General features: G+C 69.1%; 15 protein-coding genes and 1 pseudogene. 2 read left to right on the plus strand and 14 right to left on the minus strand.

Going from position 1 to position 16,819, the window contains the following annotated elements; translation table 11 throughout:
* The 9 genes from carB to AC2VOP_RS07280 form a co-directional block, all read right to left on the minus strand.
* Positions 1 to 1,951: carbamoyl-phosphate synthase large subunit (gene carB, locus AC2VOP_RS07240; RefSeq protein WP_486960330.1), on the minus strand; the 1,951-nt coding region annotated here is incomplete at its 3' end.
* Between the two features lies 1 nt (position 1,952).
* Positions 1,953 to 3,161, minus strand: coding sequence for a glutamine-hydrolyzing carbamoyl-phosphate synthase small subunit (carA, locus tag AC2VOP_RS07245; protein WP_486960331.1), 1,209 nt, complete (start codon positions 3,159 to 3,161; stop codon positions 1,953 to 1,955).
* Entirely contained in the window at positions 3,158 to 3,670 is a 513-nt protein-coding gene (locus tag AC2VOP_RS07250; protein WP_486960332.1) for a PH-like domain-containing protein, read from the minus strand. Before AC2VOP_RS07250 ends, carA begins: the two co-directional genes overlap by 4 nt.
* On the minus strand, positions 3,667 to 4,971 hold the full coding sequence (locus AC2VOP_RS07255) for a dihydroorotase (protein WP_486960333.1): 1,305 nt from the start codon (positions 4,969 to 4,971) through the stop codon (positions 3,667 to 3,669). Before AC2VOP_RS07255 ends, AC2VOP_RS07250 begins: the two co-directional genes overlap by 4 nt.
* Positions 4,968 to 5,930: an aspartate carbamoyltransferase catalytic subunit gene (locus AC2VOP_RS07260; RefSeq protein ID WP_486960334.1), complete on the minus strand. Its 963-nt coding sequence runs from the start codon at positions 5,928 to 5,930 to the stop codon at positions 4,968 to 4,970. Before AC2VOP_RS07260 ends, AC2VOP_RS07255 begins: the two co-directional genes overlap by 4 nt.
* On the minus strand, positions 5,927 to 6,505 hold the full coding sequence (gene pyrR, locus AC2VOP_RS07265; RefSeq protein WP_486960335.1) for a bifunctional pyr operon transcriptional regulator/uracil phosphoribosyltransferase PyrR: 579 nt from the start codon (positions 6,503 to 6,505) through the stop codon (positions 5,927 to 5,929). The genes AC2VOP_RS07260 and pyrR overlap by 4 nt, the downstream gene beginning before the upstream one ends.
* A gap of 99 nt (positions 6,506 to 6,604) precedes the next feature.
* Complete coding sequence (locus tag AC2VOP_RS07270; protein ID WP_486960336.1) at positions 6,605 to 9,736, minus strand: PGRS repeat-containing protein; 3,132 nt, start codon at positions 9,734 to 9,736, stop codon at positions 6,605 to 6,607.
* A gap of 156 nt (positions 9,737 to 9,892) precedes the next feature.
* Positions 9,893 to 10,312: a TA system VapC family ribonuclease toxin gene (locus AC2VOP_RS07275; RefSeq protein ID WP_486960337.1), complete on the minus strand. Its 420-nt coding sequence runs from the start codon at positions 10,310 to 10,312 to the stop codon at positions 9,893 to 9,895.
* On the minus strand, positions 10,309 to 10,533 hold the full coding sequence (locus tag AC2VOP_RS07280; protein WP_486960338.1) for an antitoxin: 225 nt from the start codon (positions 10,531 to 10,533) through the stop codon (positions 10,309 to 10,311). The genes AC2VOP_RS07275 and AC2VOP_RS07280 overlap by 4 nt, the downstream gene beginning before the upstream one ends.
* Positions 10,534 to 10,604: 71 nt before the next feature.
* Here AC2VOP_RS07280 and AC2VOP_RS07285 point away from each other — a divergent pair, with 71 nt between their 5' ends.
* A complete protein-coding gene (locus AC2VOP_RS07285) occupies positions 10,605 to 11,819 on the plus strand; it encodes a serine hydrolase domain-containing protein (protein ID WP_486960339.1) in 1,215 nt (404 codons plus the stop codon).
* Between the two features lie 31 nt (positions 11,820 to 11,850).
* Here AC2VOP_RS07285 and AC2VOP_RS07290 read toward each other — a convergent pair whose 3' ends face one another.
* From AC2VOP_RS07290 to AC2VOP_RS07300, 3 genes are all read right to left on the minus strand, one after another.
* Entirely contained in the window at positions 11,851 to 12,243 is a 393-nt protein-coding gene (locus AC2VOP_RS07290) for a type II toxin-antitoxin system VapC family toxin (RefSeq protein ID WP_486960340.1), read from the minus strand.
* Positions 12,240 to 12,488, minus strand: a complete 249-nt coding sequence (locus AC2VOP_RS07295; RefSeq protein ID WP_486960341.1) for an AbrB/MazE/SpoVT family DNA-binding domain-containing protein — start codon at positions 12,486 to 12,488, stop codon at positions 12,240 to 12,242. The genes AC2VOP_RS07290 and AC2VOP_RS07295 overlap by 4 nt, the downstream gene beginning before the upstream one ends.
* Positions 12,489 to 12,607: 119 nt before the next feature.
* Complete coding sequence (locus AC2VOP_RS07300) at positions 12,608 to 15,325, minus strand: aminotransferase class I/II-fold pyridoxal phosphate-dependent enzyme (protein WP_486960342.1); 2,718 nt, start codon at positions 15,323 to 15,325, stop codon at positions 12,608 to 12,610.
* A gap of 501 nt (positions 15,326 to 15,826) precedes the next feature.
* Between AC2VOP_RS07300 and AC2VOP_RS07305 the strand changes: the two genes are divergently transcribed.
* Positions 15,827 to 16,090 (plus strand): hypothetical protein, encoded by a 264-nt coding sequence (locus tag AC2VOP_RS07305; RefSeq protein WP_486960343.1) that lies wholly within the window; start codon positions 15,827 to 15,829, stop codon positions 16,088 to 16,090.
* Here the strand turns inward: AC2VOP_RS07305 and nusB are convergent.
* The gene (gene nusB / locus AC2VOP_RS07310) at positions 16,084 to 16,611 is read right to left on the minus strand and encodes a transcription antitermination factor NusB (RefSeq protein WP_486960344.1); all 528 of its coding nucleotides are present in this window, start codon (positions 16,609 to 16,611) and stop codon (positions 16,084 to 16,086) included. The two genes, AC2VOP_RS07305 and nusB, sit on opposite strands and share 7 nt — an antisense overlap.
* Positions 16,612 to 16,704: 93 nt before the next feature.
* Positions 16,705 to 16,819 (minus strand): annotated as a pseudogene (locus AC2VOP_RS07315) (elongation factor P); the annotation flags it as partial.

Below are 16,819 nucleotides of genomic sequence, written 5' to 3' on the forward strand. Positions count from 1 at the left end.
CGGCCACGCCGGGGCCGCCGGCCCCCGACTGCGATTCGGCGCGGAACACCTCCAGCACGTCCTCCAACGTCAGCGGCTCGAAGTACAACCGGTCGGCGGTGTCGTAGTCCGTAGACACCGTCTCCGGGTTGCAGTTGACCATCACGGTCTCAAAACCGGCTCGGCTCAACGTGGTTGCCGCGTGCACGCAGCTGTAGTCGAATTCGATACCCTGTCCGATCCGGTTTGGCCCAGAGCCCAGGATCAGCACCTTGGGCTTGGCGGTCTGCGGCGTCACCTCGGTTTCGGCGGCCGGGTCGAGCTCGAAGGTGCTGTAGTGGTAGGGCGTTTTGGCCTCGAACTCCGCGGCGCAGGTGTCGACGGTCTTGAACACGGGGTGGACGCCCAACCGGTCCCGCAGCAGCCGGACCCCACGTTCGCCGGCCAATTCCGGTCGCAGCGCCGCGATCTGTCGGTCCGACAGGCCGTTGTATTTGCACCGCCGCAGCAGATCCGCGTCCAGCACCGCGCTGTCGACCACTTCGGCGCGCAGCGTCGCCAGCCCGTTGATCTGCTCGACGAACCACGGGTCGACACCGCAGGCCTGCGCCACCTGCTCGACCGTCGCGCCCAGCCGTAGCGCCAGTTCGATGTCGTAGAGCCGCCCCTCGCTCGGGGTGCGCAGCCGGTTCAGTGCAGCCTCGGCGTCACCGTCGGGGTCGGGGGCCGTCCAGAACCCGGTCCGTTCGGTCTCCAGCGATCGCATCACCTTGCCGAGCGCCTCGATGAAGTTGCGGCCCAGCGCCATCGCCTCGCCCACCGACTTCATCGTGGTTGTCAGCGTCGGATCGGCGCCGGGGAACTTTTCGAACGCGAACCTCGGCGCCTTGACCACCACGTAGTCCAGGGTCGGCTCGAAGCAGGCCGGCGTCTGCTTGGTGATGTCGTTGAGGATCTCGTCGAGGGTGTAGCCGATGGCAAGTTTGGCGGCGATCTTGGCGATCGGAAACCCGGTGGCCTTCGAAGCCAGCGCGCTCGACCGCGACACCCGCGGGTTCATCTCGACGACGACGAGCCGCCCGTCGGCAGGGTTGACCGCGAATTGGATGTTGCAGCCGCCGGTGTCGACACCGACCTCGCGCAGGATCGCGATCGCCAGATCGCGCATCCGCTGGTACTCCCGGTCGGTCAGCGTCATCGCCGGCGCGACGGTCACCGAGTCGCCGGTGTGCACCCCCATCGGGTCGACGTTCTCGATCGAGCACACCACCACCACATTGTCGTGGCCGTCGCGCATCAGCTCGAGTTCGAATTCCTTCCAGCCGTAAATGGCTTCCTCGATCAGCACGTTCGCGCTGGGCGAGGCGGCCAGCCCGTCACCGGCCATCCGGTGCACCTCGTCGAGGGTGCGGGCCATGCCCGAACCCAGGCCGCCCATGGTGAAGGACGGCCGAACGACGACAGGCAGCCCGAGTTCGCCGACGGTCTCTTTGACCTCGGCCATGCTGAAACACACCCGCGACCGAGCGGATTCGCCGCCCACCTTGGCGACGATGTCCTTGAACCGTTGCCGATCCTCGCCACGCTGGATGGCGTCGAAGTCCGCACCGATCAGCTCGACGCCGTAGCGGTCCAGCACACCGTTGGAGTGCAGTGCGACAGCGGTGTTCAGCGCGGTCTGCCCGCCCAGGGTGGCCAGCAACCCGTCGATTCTGTTGCCGCGCTCCGCCTGCTGGGCGATGACGCGCTCGACGAACGCCGGCGTGATCGGCTCGATGTAGGTGTGGTCGGCGTACTCGGGATCGGTCATGATGGTCGCGGGATTGGAGTTGACCAAGCTGACCTGCAGACCCTCGGCTTTGAGCACCTGGCAGGCCTGAGTGCCGGAGTAGTCGAACTCGCAGGCCTGCCCGATCACGATCGGCCCGGAGCCTATCACCAGCACATGGTTGATGTCGGTGCGGCGCGGCATGCTAGCGCTCCCCCTCTGGGGTGCGAGCGTGCGTGTTCCCGGCCGCACGCCCGGCGTGCCGGCCGGGAACACGCACGCTCGTGCCGAAGGTTTCCATCAGGTCGACGAACTGGTCGAACAGGTACTCCGCGTCGTGCGGGCCAGCCGCGGCTTCGGGGTGGTATTGCACCGAAAACGCTTGACCACTAATGAGTTTGACGCCCTCGACCACGCCGTCGTTGGCGCAGGTGTGACTGATCACCGCCGGGCCGAAGTCGGTATCAAACCGTTGGTCGGCCTCTCCTTCCAAGGCGAAACCGTGGTTCTGCGCAGTGATCGCCACCCGGCCGGTGGCGTGGTCGATCACCGGGATGTTGATGCCGCGGTGGCCGAAGACCATCTTGTAGGTGGACAACCCCAGTGCCCGGCCCAGTATCTGGTTGCCGAAACAGATTCCGAACAAAGGGATTCCGGCGCCCAGCACCTCACGGGTCAGCGTCACCAGTTGGTCGGCTGTGGCCGGGTCGCCGGGGCCGTTGGACAGGAACACACCGTCCGGTTTGCACGCGGCGACGTCGGCGAACGTCACCGATGACGGCAGGACGTGGCTGCGGATGCCGCGCCGGGCGAAGTTACGCGGGGTGTTGGTTTTGATCCCCAGGTCCAGCGCGGCCACCGTAAATCGGTGTGCCCCAACGGGTTCCACTACGTATCCGGTCTCGGTGCTGACCTGGCCAGCCAGGTCAGCACCGAGCATCGGCGGCTGTTCGCGCACCCTCATGAGCAGCTCGTCTGAATCGGCGAGGGCGTCCCCGGAGAACACCCCAGCCTTCATCGAGCCGCGGCTGCGCAGGTGCCGCACTACCGTCCGGGTGTCGATGCCCGCCACCCCGACGATGTGCTGGCGAACCAGCTCCTCTTCCAGCGTGCCGGTGGCCCGCCAATTCGAGGCGCGCGGCGACGGGTCGCGCACCGCGTAGCCGGCGACCCAGATACGCTCGCCCCTGCTCTCGGAATCTTCACGGTTCCAGCCGGTGTTGCCGATCTGCGGGGCGGTCGCCACCACGATCTGGCGGTGATAGCTGGGGTCGGTGAGCGTCTCCTGATACCCGGACATCCCGGTGGAAAACACTGCTTCGCCGAGGGTTTGGCCGACCCTGCCGAACGGCCTCCCGGTGAAGATGCGGCCGTCCTCGAGAACCAGCACGGCGCGGCTGTTCGTGGCGGTCACCGCTGCTCCTGGTCAACCCAGCGCCCGTAGTCGCCGCGGTCGTCAGCCCGGAAACCGGTGTCGATCTCGGCACCCGACGGCAGCCGCCACCGGATCACCAGCACTCCCCCTTGCTTCATCGCGGGGATGGTCTTGCCGCCGATGCCGCGTTCGGTGCGGATCGCGATGACGCAATCACCCGGAATCCAGATCGGCCGGGCGGCGCTGCGCTGCACCATGATGCCCTCTGGGTAGCGGGTCAGCACCGCCTTGGTCCGATAACCCAAGTCGCCGACGACGACCCGGTCATTCCAGCTGGAGACGAAGGTGCAGCCGACGTACCTGCCGCGGCTGGGTGCGACGATCGGTGGCCCCACCGTATCGGGGACCGCAGGCAGTGTGCCGATCAGGCTGGCCTGCCGCTGTGCGCGGTGCCGCCAGCCGCGCGTCACCAGAAAGATCGTCAACCCGATCAGCACCACCAGCACCGCCGCGAAGGTCAACGACCCGGCCAGCGTCGCGGTGTTCACAGCGGGCACTTCCCGTCCCGGGCGGTGACCTTGCCGCGCAACAGCGTTGCGGTCACGGTGGCGGGCAGCGTCATCGACTCGTACGGCGTGTTGGCCGACCGGCTGGCCAGCTCTGCCCCGGCGACCACCCAGCTGGCTTCGGTGTCCACCACGGTCAGGTTGGCCGGTTCTCCCACCTGCAGCGGTCGGCCGTGGTCGGGCAGGCGTGCGATGCGGGCCGGGTTCTCGCTCATCACCCGGGCCACGTCGCGCCAGCTCAGCAAACCCGGCATCACCATGGTGGCCGCCACCACCGAGAGCGCGGTCTGCAGCCCGAGTATGCCGGGGCGGGCGGCGGCGAATTCGCAGACCTTCTCGTGTTCGGCGTGCGGAGCGTGATCGGTGGCCACGCAGTCGATCACACCGTCGGCCAGCGCGCGGCGCAGTGCCTGGGTGTCGGCGGCCTCCCGTAGCGGCGGGTTGACCCGGTTGACGCCGTCGTAGCTCGCCAGTCGGCGGTCATCGAGCAGCAGGTGATGCGGCGTGACCTCAGCGGTGATCGAAATTCCTTGATCCTTAGCCCATTTGAGGATCTCTACGGTGCCGGCGGTGGACGCGTGGCAGATGTGCAGCCTGGCATCGGCATCGCGGGCCAGCAGCGCGTCGCGGGCGACGATGGACTCTTCGGCGGCACGCGGCCATCCGGGCAGGCCCAGCCGGGCGGCGTTCGGCCCTTCGTGGGCGACGGCGCCGACGGTCAGCCGCGGCTCCTCGGCGTGCTGGGCGATCAGCACCCCCAGGCCGGTGGCGTACTCCAGCGCGCGGCGCATCACCAGCGGGTCGGCCACGCAGACACCGTCGTCGGAGAAGATTCGCACGCCGGCGGTGCCGGCGGCCATCATGCCCATCTCGGTGAGCTCGGCTCCGCGCAGCCCGACGGTGACCGCGCCGACCGGGTGCACGTCGACAAGGCCGACCTGCTGTCCGCGGTGCCAGACGTGGTCGGTGACCACCGGACTGTCGGCGACCGGAGTGGTGTTGGCCATTGCGAACACCGCGGTGTAGCCACCGAGTGCCGCTGCCGCCGAGCCGGTTTCGATGTCCTCGGCGTACTCCCGGCCGGGTTCGCGCAGGTGGGTGTGCAGGTCCACCAGCCCGGGCAGCAGCACCTGCCCGGTCGCGTCGATGACGTCTGCGGTGTCGGGAACCGTCAGGCCGGGTGCTATCTCGGCGATCTGGCCTTCCCGGCCCGCAGCGTCGACCAATACGTCCACCTGCTCACCCTCGCCGTAGCACCGCACTCCGCGGATCAGTACGCTCACCCGGCTGCCTCCTCCTCGGCGCTCGACTGGGCACCCATCAGCAGATGAAACAGCACCGCCATCCGCACATGCACGCCGTTGGAGACCTGTTGCAGCACCGCCGACTGTGACGAGTCGGCCACCGACGAGGCGATCTCCATGCCGCGCAGCATCGGCCCGGGGTGCAGCACCACGGCGTGGCCGGGCAGCATCGCCTGACGCCGCTGCGAGAGCCCGTAGCGCACCGAGTATTCGCGCGCCGAACCGAAGAAGCCACCGGTCATCCGCTCCGCCTGCACCCGCAGCATCAGCAGCGCGTCGGCGGCCGGCAGTTCCGCGTCGAAGTCGTGGCACACCGTCACCGGCCACTGCGCGACCCCGACCGGCAGCAGCGTCGGCGGGGCGACCAGCACCACCTCGGCGCCCAGGGTGGACAGCAACATGACGTTGGAGCGGGCCACCCGGCTGTGCAGGATGTCGCCGACGATGACGACGCGCCTGCCGTCGATGCCTCCGAGGCGCTGCCGCAGCGTTAGCGCGTCCAGCAGCGCCTGGGTAGGGTGCTCGTGGGTGCCGTCGCCGGCGTTGATCACCGACGGGCCGGTTTTCGTGTCGCCGCAAGTCCATTCGGCCAGCAGGTGCGCCGCACCCGACGCCGGGTGGCGGATGACCAGCGCGTCGGCGCCGGCGGCCCGCAGGGTGAGCGCGGTGTCGCGCAGCGACTCCCCTTTGCCGACCGAGGATCCGGTGGCGCTGACGTTGATGACGTCGGCGCTCATCCACTTGCCGGCAACCTCGAAGGACACCCGGGTACGGGTGGAGTTCTCGTAGAACATGGTGATCACGGTGCGGCCGCGCAGCGTCGGCAGCTTGCGGACCTGGCGGCCAACCAGCGCCTGCGCGAACCGGTCGGCGTCGTCGAGGATTGCGGTGGCGTCGTCTCGGGACAGGTCGCCGGCGGCCAGCAGATGCCTGGTCATTGGGTGATCACCACCGCGTCGCGGCCGTCGTGTTCGCGCAGCAGCACGCGCACGCTCTCGCTGCGTGCCGTCGGCACATTCTTGCCCACATAGTCGGCCCGCACCGGCAGTTCGCGGTGCCCGCGATCCACCAGCACCGCCAACTGCACGGCCCGTGGCCGGCCCAGGTCCCGCAGTGCGTCCAGCGCCGAACGCACCGACCGTCCGGAGTAGAGCACGTCGTCGACCAGGATCACCAGCGCGTCGTCGATGCCGCCGGCCGGGATCGCGGTGGTCTCCAGCGGGCGGGGCGGCTTGCGCATCAGGTCGTCGCGGTACGGCGTGATGTCCAGCGCGCCGTGCGTGACGTCGCAGGGCCGGTCGCCGCAGAATTCGCCGATCTTGGCGGCCAGCCGCTCGGCCAGGCTGACACCGCGAGTCGGGATGCCCAGCAGCACCACCCGCTGGGCTTCAGTGCCGGCCTCGTCGAGGGCGGTTTTTTCGATGATCTGATGGGCGATGCGGGAAATGGTGCGCCCGACGTCGGCCGGGGACATCAACTCCCGGTCGGTGCTGGCCTTACCGACAGCGCCCATGCGAGACCGTGGGACCTCCTTCTCCGCCTCACCGGACGGATCGTTAAAGGATGTCGAACTCTCCGGCAGCCTAACACCTGCCCGGCGCTGGGCGGCTGGTTACGGTGCATTCGCACCGTCGGTGCCGGGCGTGCCGGGTGTGCCATCGGCGCCGCCGTCGCCCCCGTTGCCGCCGTTCTCCCCGACGGCCTTGTCGGCGCCGCCGTTGCCGCCGTTGCCGCCGGCACCGCCGCTGCCGTCGCCGTGCGGACCGATCTGGCCGCCGTTGCCGCCGGGGCCGCCGTCGCCGCCGGCCCCGCCGTCGCCGGTGGAGGTCGCGTTGCCGCCGTCGCCACCGTTACCGCCGTTACCGCCGTTGCCGCCGTTGGCGGTGGCGGTGCCTTCACCGCCGTCGCCGCCGTTACCGCCGTTGCCGCCGGCACCGCCGTTATAGGACGTGTCACTGGACCCGCTCGAGGGAGGGAAGTAGTCGCTGCCCTGCTGACCGCCGTTGCCGCCGTCGCCGCCATTGCCGCCGATACCCGCATCGCCGGTCCCGCCGGTGCCGCCGTTGCCGCCGACCCCGCCCTTGAAGCTGATACCACCCGCGCCGCCGGTCCCGCCGGTGCCTCCGGTGCCGCCGTTGAGACCGGTTCCGCCGTTGCCGCCGGTACCGCCCGGGCCGTTGCTGCTGTCGCCGCCCACGCCACCGGCACCGCCGGTGCTGCCGTGGCCGATGCCGTTGCCGCCATTGCCGCCGGCGGCTGCCGGTGCGCTGCCGCTGCCGGCGGCGCCGTCACCGCCGGTGCCTCCGGTACCGCCGTCGACACCATCGCCACCCAAGCCACCTCGGCCGCCGGTGCCTGACTCGCCGGCACCCCCGTCTCCGCCGTTGCCGCCGTGCCCGTCGATGCCGGCTCCGCCGCCACCGCCGCCACCGCCACCCGCCGTGTCGCCGGGTGTGATATCGGAGCCGGTCACGTCGACGTGGCCGCCCTGGCCGCCCTGGCCGCCGGCGCCGCCGATACCGGTGCCGGTGGTGCCGCCGGCGCCGCCGGAACCTCCGGTGCCGCCGTGACCCAAGGAACCGCCGGGCCCGCCGGCGCCGCCGTTGCCGCCGTATCCGGCGTCCGCTCCACCGGCACCGTTGCCGCCGGCGCCGCCGGTGCCGCCGTCGGCTCCGTTGCGAAAGACGCTCAGCAGCCCGCCGCCGCCGTCGCCGCCGTTGCCGCCGCCGCCGGCGGTGCCGGCCGTGCCGTTGGCGTCGCCGCCGTCGCCACCGGCACCGCCACCACCCGAGGCGGCGAAGAGGCCGCTGCTGCCGTCGCCGCCGTTGCCGCCATCGCCGGCGGTACCGCCGTCGCCGGTGACGGCGCCGCCGTTGCCGCCGACACCGCCGGCGGCGCCGTCTCCTAAGACCACATTCGCGTTGCTGCCGACGTGGCTGAATTCATCGAAGAGGTTCTGCAGACTCGTTGTCGACTGTCCCTGAGCGATGCCGATCTGCTCGAGGGCCTTGCCCAGCGCGTCGGCCGAGCCCGCCACGCCGGCGAACGAACCACCGCCCCCGCCGTCGCCGCCGTCGCCGGCGGTGCTGCCGGTGCCGACGGCGGCGCCGCCGTCACCACCGCCGCCGCCGATGCCGGCATGACCACCGCCCAAGAAGCCGCCGATACCGCCGATACCGCCATCTCCGCCCGCGCCGCCCGCGCTGTCGGTGCCGGTGGCCGCGCCGCCGTCACCGCCGTGGCCGCCGACGGCTCCGGAGCCACCGAACAGCATGCCGCCGAAGCCGCCGATCCCGCCGGCACCGCCGGCACCGCCGGTGCTGTCATCGCCGCTGGCGGCGCCGCCAACACCGCCGTCACCGGCCTGCCCACCGGTGCCGCCGAAAATCGCGATGCTGGGGCCGCCGATACCCCCGGCGCCACCGGCGCCGCCGACGCTGTGGTCACCCACGGCCGCGCCGCCCGCCCCGCCATGCCCGCCGGCGCCGGCGGCGCTGCCGGCGAGGGACACGGTGACTCCACCGACGCCGCCGGCGCCGCCGGCACCGCCGAAGCTGTCGGTGCCGTTGGCGTCACCACCGGCGCCGCCGCTACCGGCGGCGCCGCCGACGCTGCCGAACACTGAGACACTGGCGCCGCCGTTGCCGCCGGCGCCACCCGCACCGCCCAGGCCGCCGCTGCCGTTGGCGGCACCACCGGCACCGCCGACGCCGCCGGTGCCGCCGACGACGCCACCGAACCGGCTGAAGGTCAGGCCGCCGATCCCGCCGTCGCCGCCGTCGCCGCCGGTCAGACCGGCACCGCCCGAACCGCCGTCGCCCCCGTCGCCGCCGATGCTCAGCAGGTAGGGATGGTGGCCGTGGCTCCCGAGCGCCGCACCGCCGCCGGCACCGCCCTCGCCGCCGTTGCCTCCCGTCGAGTCTGCGTTGACCGCTGCGCCGCCCGCACCGCCGTTACCGCCGGTGCCGCCGATTCCGAACAGCTGCCCGGCCGCACCGCCGTTACCGCCGTCACCGCCGTCGGCGCCGGCCCGGCCGGCGCCGCCGTTGCCGCCGGTGCCGCCGATACCGAACAGTGCCCCACCGTTGCCGCCGGCGCCGCCGGCGGCCCCGGCACCGCCGTCACCGCCCGCCCCGCCGTTGCCGAAGAGTCCGGACGCACCGCCGTTGCCGCCGGCCACCCCGGCGGTGTCAGCGCTGTACCCGGCCCCGCCGTCGCCGAACAGCCAGCCGCCAGCGCCGCCGTTGGGATCCGCGGCCGTTCCGACGCTGCCGTTGCAGATGGCTCCGCACGAGTCACCGAAGGCAAGCAGCGGGTTGATCACCTTGTCGAACTGCTCGCCGAACGAACTGGTGATCCAGTTCTCCATGCCGGTGTGCAGCTGCAGATAGACCTCCCGGTCGATATCGACAAGTCCCGCCATGAGGTTGCCGGTGCCGCCAGCCGCCAACGGAGCCGCGGCAGCGTCACCGCTGTGACCCGCGGGACCGAACAGGCCGTAGATCGGGGCACCGGGCAGGTCGGCCGGACCGGCGGCGGACGGATCAAGCACGGTGAGCCAGTTGGCCGGATCGACCAGGTCTTCGAGGCCGAAGTCGGCGCTGGCCGACGGGACATTGGCCAGTGGGCTCAGCCCGAACGCCACCAGCGCCCCGGCGGACGTTCCCAGCGCGAGCGCCCGCCGATGTGCCGCGGCGGTTGCGCCACGACGCTTCTGCACGACGGTTCCTTGCCGATCGAGCATCGACGCACCTTTCTTCGCGGGTGAATCCTGCTGCCGGTGTGGTCTCGCCGCAACGACAGTACCAAAGTTCAAACCAACGAAAAAATGACAGATAACTGTGGAGATGCTCCACGAAATGCCGTCGCGCTGCCTTCGACGAACGACCCCATTCGCCGGTCAGAGCAGCTCGACAACGCCGCCGGCAGCCGAATCAGCCAGCGCCGCATCGAACGTGATCAGCCGGCCACCGTAGCGAACCGCCACTGCGATCAGATGGCGGTCGGTGACCTGCCGATGGCTTGTCACCACGGTGGTGTCGCCGTCTGCACCGACCACCATTGGCACGTCGTCGGGCCAGAATGTGTGTCCGCGAAGAGCGGTCAACGCGGCGAGTTGCGCGATCGCGATCGCTGGGGTGGTAGACACCCGCATCACCGTGCGGTTGCTCGATATCCGGACGAAACCGGTCTCGGTGATCGGCGTGGTCGCCCAGCCTTTCTCCGAATTCCGGGCGAACCATGCCCGCGCCGTCGCGTGGTGAACATGGTTGGGCCAGCCCAGCGCGATCAGCACGTTGACGTCGAGCAGCGCCGTCACACGTCATCCTCGAGAGCACGGGCGACGTCGTCGGAGGTAATCGCCGGTGCATCCGCCGGGACATCGAAGACCGGCAGCCCGTCGACCTCGACGATCCCTACCGGTCGAAGCGATCTGCGGGCCAACTCGGTGATCACCGCGCCGACTGATCGGCCCTCCGACCGGGCGATGCTACGCGCATCTTCCAGAACATCATCATCAATCTGCAATGTAGTGCGCATCGCATCATTCTAATCCCCATCACACCACCGACAGCGCGGTCTGCAGCCCGCGTGCCGTTTACCCTGAGCCGGTGAGCCTCGACGGCAACCAGGCCTCCATCCGGGCAGCGTACGATGCCGGATTGCTCGCGGGGGCAGTCACCGTGGTCTGGCGAAGTGGTGAAGTCTTGCAGGTCAACGAGATCGGCTGCCGGGATGTCGACGCGGGCCTGCCGATGCGCCGCGACACGCTGTTCCGGATCGCGTCGATGACCAAACCGGTGACCGTGGCCGCCGCGATGAGCCTGGTCGACGAGGGCAAGCTGGCGTTGCATGACCCGGTGACGCGCTGGCTGCCGGAGTTCACCGCGATGACCGTCCTCGACGACCCGAGCGGCCCATTGGACCGGTGCCACCCGGCCCGCCGGGAGATCGTGGTGGGGGATCTGCTGACCCACCGCAGCGGCCTCGGCTACGGTTTCACCGTCGACGGGCCGATCTCGCAGGCCTATCTGCGGTTGCCGTTCCGGGACGGGCCAGACAGCTGGCTGGCGGCGCTGGCAGCGCTACCGCTGGTGTACCAGCCGGGCGAGCGGGTGCTCTACGGCCACGCCACCGACGTGCTGGGCGTGCTGCTGTCCCGGATCGAGGGCAAGCCTGTCGATCAGGTACTGCAGCAGCACGTTCTGGGTCCGCTGGGCATGGCCGACACCGGGTTCTTCGTCCCGGCTTCCGAGCGGCACCGGGCGGCGATCATGTACCGCCTCGACGAGAACGACCGGCTGCGCGACGACGTCATGGGCCCGCCGCCCGCTGCGCCGCCGCGGTTCCCCAACTCCGGTGGCGGGCTGTGGTCGACCGCCGACGATTATCTGCGGTTCGCGCGAATGCTGTTGAGCGACGGCGTGTCCGACGACGTCCGGGTGCTCTCCGTCGAGTCGGCGCGGCTGATGCGCACCGACCTGCTCACCGACGCGCAGAAGCGCCATCCGTTTCTGGGTGCCCCGTTCTGGGTCGGCCGCGGGTTCGGGCTGAACCTGTCGGTGGTCACCGACCCGGCGAAATCGGCGCCGTTGTTCGGGCCGGGCGGCGCGGGTACCTTCAGCTGGCCGGGCGCCTACGGGACGTGGTGGCAGGCCGACCCGGCAGCGGATCTGATCCTGCTCTACTTCGTGCAGAACCATCCGACACTTGCCCCGGAGGCCGCCGCTAGAGCAGCCGAGGTGGCCGGCAACACGTCGCGGGCCAGACTGCAGTCGGTGCAACCTCAGTTCGTCTACCGGACCTACCGCGCGCTGGGACTGTAGCTGTCTTGCGGCAAGTGCGGGGCCAAGCTGGCTAAGGCTCGATCCGCTCGATTGTGGTGATCCGGTCGATGGATCGGTCGAAGGACGCGACTTTGTCGACCCCGGTGCTCTCAGCGCAGGCGACGAGGTATGCCTCCGCGAAGTCGATCCGCTCGGTTTCATAGACCTCGATTGCTTGCAGCAACAATGCCGAGTCCACACAAACTATGGAGCTGAAGCCGACGAGCGACCGCATCGCTTGAGCCACCTGTGCGCGGGGCGCTTCATAAAACGACTCCAACACGTACACCGTCTCGGCGACGATCAGATCCGTCAGGAACAATTCGCGCTCGGTCCGCAGGTAAGCGGTCGCGCGTGTCGCCATCTCCGGCGGATCACCGGTCAGGTGGCGGACCAGGACATTGGTGTCAACGAATGCGCTCACCGCCTTGCCGCGGCTCGATTCGATCTGGTGCGGCGGAGCACCTCATTCCAGGTGACGTTGCGCTTCGCGACCGGCACACGGATAGCCCCAGCCAGCGAGAGGAAATCCGGGGTCCGGGCAAGTACCGCCCTGTTGCCTTCCAGTCGGAAGACGACCTGATCGCCCTCTTTCAGGCCGAGGGCTTCGCGTACCGCCTTGGGGACCGTCAGCTGCCCTTTCGATGTCAACCTCGCCGCGGCATCCATTCAACCTCCTTACTTGCCTTCCTTTGTAAGGATACGGTATTTAACCATCAATCCCCCGTGATGTCGCTACGGCGCCCCGAGCGTGAACTGGTTGCGAGAAATCGGCGAAAAATTCGCACTCAGTTCACGTTCGGCGATGACGACAGCCGCGCCAGCGCCGCCTCGGTGAACACCGATAACCCGAGATCCGGGTTGTAGCCGTGGATCTCCTTGACGTCGAGCTCAGCCAGGAAATAGAGGATTTGCTTGGACACCACCTGGCCAGGGACCAGCACCGGGAATCCGGGCGGATAGGGCACCACGAAGGTGGTCGACACCAGGGTCTTGCCGTCGGCGACCCGCCGCCCGGCCTCGCCGAGCAGCAGGTGCTCGCGGTTGGACTCCTCGTAGCCGGCGTAGAAGGCCGACCGCATGTCGCCGAACGCGGCGGGCCCGGGGCGAAACGCGGCGTCGAACTCGCTGAAGTCGGGCAGCGGCGGCAGGTCCTCGGTGATCTCGCTGACCTGGCGCTGCCGCAGGGCGGAGTCGTCGCGGCTGGCCTCGCTGTAGTCACGGTCCAGGTCGAGGGCGATCCGGCGCAACACATCGAGCAGGTAGTGCACGCTCGACCAGGTGACGCCGATGGTGAAGATCAACAGCACCGAATTGATCGAAGTCTTGTTGATCTGGATCCCGAACTGGTCCATCAGGATCTTGACCCGGAAGTCGTTGCCGGTCATCCCGGTCTTGCCGATGAACAGGCTGACCCGGGTCGGGTCAAGCACGAACTGATCGGAGCGCCATGCCTCGTTCCACCCCTCCAGAGCACCCTGGCGGACCTGCCGGTAGGAGCTGACCGCCGACGCCCGGAACTCACCGGGCACCAGGTCGGCCTCGTCGAGGATGCGGAACCACCTGCTGATTAGCCGGTCCTTGCGGACCCGGTGCCGAAACACCAGTGCCATGTTGTAGACACGGCGGACCAACTGGAACCCCTCAATGTCGACCTGCCGGCGCGCCAGGTCCAGCGAGGCCAGCAGTTGCTGGTTCGGCGACGTCGACGTGTGGGTCAAAAACGCCTCCGTGAAGGCCTCACGGCTGTGCTGGAAATCCTGGTCGCGGATGTGGATCATCGACGCTTGCCGCAGTGCTGACAGCGACTTGTGGGTGGAGTGGGTCGCATACACCCGCACCCGGGCGCGCCGCGGGTCGGCGAGCAACCGGCGGTCGGCCCACTCCGCACGCTCGCCGTCCATCGACACCTGCCACTGCCGGTACCGTTCGGCGTACTCGGGTGAAGCCAACATGGTTTCGAGTCGCTCAGCGGCCACCATGGCGGTGCGCTGCCGCGCCCAGGGCACCGCGGCGGCGAAAGCGTACCAGGCCTCGTCCCACAGAAAGCAGATGTCCGGCTTGATCGCCAGCACTTCCTCCATGACCCGCTGCGGGTTGTAGACGATCCCGTCGAAGGTGCAGTTGGTCAACAGCAGCATCCGCACCCGGTCCAGCTGCCCGGCCTCCTCCAGGTCGAGCAGTGCCTTCTTGACGGTACGCAGCGGCACCGCGCCGTAGATCGCGAACGGCTCCACCGGGTAGGCGTCCAGATACAGCGGATACGCTCCGGCCAGCACCAAGCCGTAGTGATGCGACTTGTGGCAGTTTCGGTCGATCAAGACGATGTCGCCCGGTCGGGTCAGTGCCTGCACGACGATCTTGTTGGCAGTGGAGGTGCCGTTGGTGACGAAGTAGGTGTGGTCGGCGTGCCAGGTGATCGCGGCCTTGTCCATGGCCTCCCGGATGGTGCCGTGTGGCTCCAGCAACGAGTCCAGACCACCAGAGGTGGACGACGTCTCAGCCATGAAGATGTTGCGACCGTAGAACTCGCCCATGTCCTGTAGCGACTTGGAATTGAAGATACTGGCCCCCCGCGCGACGGGAAGGGCGTGGAATTGGCCGACCGGCTCGGCCGCGTAGGCCCGTAGCGCATCGAAATACGGTGTGGCAAAACGCTTCCGGATGCCGGCCAGCACCGTGCTGTACAGGTCGGTGGCGTCGTTGAGCCGGTAGAAAGTGCGGTCGTAGACATCCGGCTCGTCCTCGGTCTCCGCGGCGATCGACTCGTCGGTCAGCAGATACAGGTCGATGTGCGGCCGCAACTCTTTGATCCACTCGCCGCATTCGACCGCGTCATGGCCGCAGTCTGCGAGCACCGCGCAGTCGTTGGCGCCGAGCAACGTCGTCATCATCGGCACCCGGTCGCGTGACCGCAGCGGAAGGTCGTGGCGGATGATCGCGGCCTGAATCTCGCCGTTGAGCGCGGTTGCGGTGATCGCGTCCTCGACGCTGGAGACCACCAGCAGCTCGATCTGCACCTCGTCATCCGGGTTGCGCAGCGCCCGAAGGCTTTCCACCAGGCTCTCCGGCGACTCGGGCGGGGAGTCGTCGGCGAGCAGGACGGTATAGAACTGCTGGTGTCTGGCCTGTGCTACCAGTTCCTGATCGGCCAGCGGTGCAGCGATGTCGAACAGTGCCGCCCGGTCGCCATATTCGGAGAGCAGCCGCACCGCGAGCGACACCCGCTCGGCGAGTGACACACTGGCCAAGCGGTCGAGGTATCCGCGGAATGCTTCCAGCCTCGGCGCACCGGGGAACAACCAGTACCGCTCGTAGGAACCGATCCGGTCCAGCAGGCGTTTCACCCGGGCCGCCTGATGGGTGGTGTCCAGCCCGGCCCGGTCAATCTCGGCGAGCTGGCGGCAGGCGTCGTCAAGCAGATTCCAGGTGTCGACGCGCGAGTACGACGGATTGGCCACCGCCGCCAACGCGGAAACCCGGAGCCGTCTCGGTCGCTCACTCATATCGACAGTGTGGCCCGCGGCAGGTCAGTGTGTCGGCGTTTCCCCGCCGCTGGGCATTGACGACCATTGACGTCCTGGCCCACGCGCAAGTCCCCTCAATGTGTTTCTCCGACCAGCGCCAGGGTACATCCTGTCGAATCACCTTCCAGCCCATCCCATTTTCGGATCAGATACTGCGGAACGATTATTACCGGCCTCCCGGTGTCGTTGGCACCGGCGGGCGGTCAGCTGAACCCGTGCCCGAGGTAGAGCACGTGTGGGCGCCCTGGCGCCTGGTCGCTCCAGATAAGCGACCAGGGCTCGTCGACAACGAAGCCCATGAACGCCACCCAGGCGGGCGGGTCGACGAGTCTACGTTGGCGTGTTACGGCGCTGATCCGGCCGCTGTCAAGAGCGTTCCAGTCACCGGCGTCAGCGCAACGCGGACGCCACTCGGTAACCTCTGTCTTGTGTGTCTGGTGATCGACACGATCGACCACCAGAAGGTGGACGGGAACAAACATGAACGCTGACGAATACACCGCCGCGATCGCCGGCGCTCAGAGCGCTCAGGATGCCTGCGGCCGGCTCAACGCTGCGGGCCACCGGGCGACGGTGCAGGGCGAGTCGGTGCTCATCGACGGCGGCCAAGCGACAGCCAGTCCCTTCGAGGGCACCAACGCGATCGGTGACCGCTTTTATCTGTGGTGCATCCGCGACCAGGACGGTGAGCTGACCCGGTGTGTCCCACGCGGGCCGAACGGAAGTTGTCCGCCTCGTCATTGACGCGACTGGTCACCGGGGTCACCGGGGTCACCTGGGTCGTCGGGGTCACCTGGGTCACCGGGATCACAGCGGCCCGCGGCCCGCACCGCCGCCGAAGCCGCCCGGATCTGGGGTGTCACCAGCATCAGCTGACCGAGCACGCCGTTGACGAAAGCGGGTGACTCGTCAGTGGAGAGCTCCTTGGCCAGCTGCACCGCCTCGTCGACGGCGACCGGCTCCGGCACGTCGGCAGCGTGTAGCAGCTCCCATACGGCCACCCGGAGGATGGCGCGGTCCACGGCCGGCAGTCGCTCCAGCGTCCAGCCCTGCAGGTGCGAGGTGATCAGGTCGTCGAGGTGGGCGATGTGCTTGCTGACACCGCGTGCCACCGCTGCGGTGTAGTCATTCAGCGGCGCCACCTCCGGGGTGACCGCGGCCAGCGCGGAACGGGTGTCGACCAACTCGGCTGGGGTCAGACCACGAGCCTCGGCCTCGAACAGCAGGTCGACCGCACGCTTGCGGGCCAGATGGCGCCCCCGCACCGGCCGTGCCGGCTTGGCCGGCCGTGACGGCTCAGCCGGCCGTGCGGACTCAGCCGGTTCGGCTCCCCCACCAGCGGACATGGTCAGGCCCGGTTAAGCATTGACCCGGCCCAAGTAGCTGCCGTCGCGGGTGTCGACCTTCAGCTTGTCGCCGGTGTTGATGAACAGCGGCACGTTGATCTGCGCGCCGGTCTGCACCGTGGCCGGT

The sequence above is a fragment of the Mycobacterium sp. TH-M106 genome, assembly GCF_057473765.1.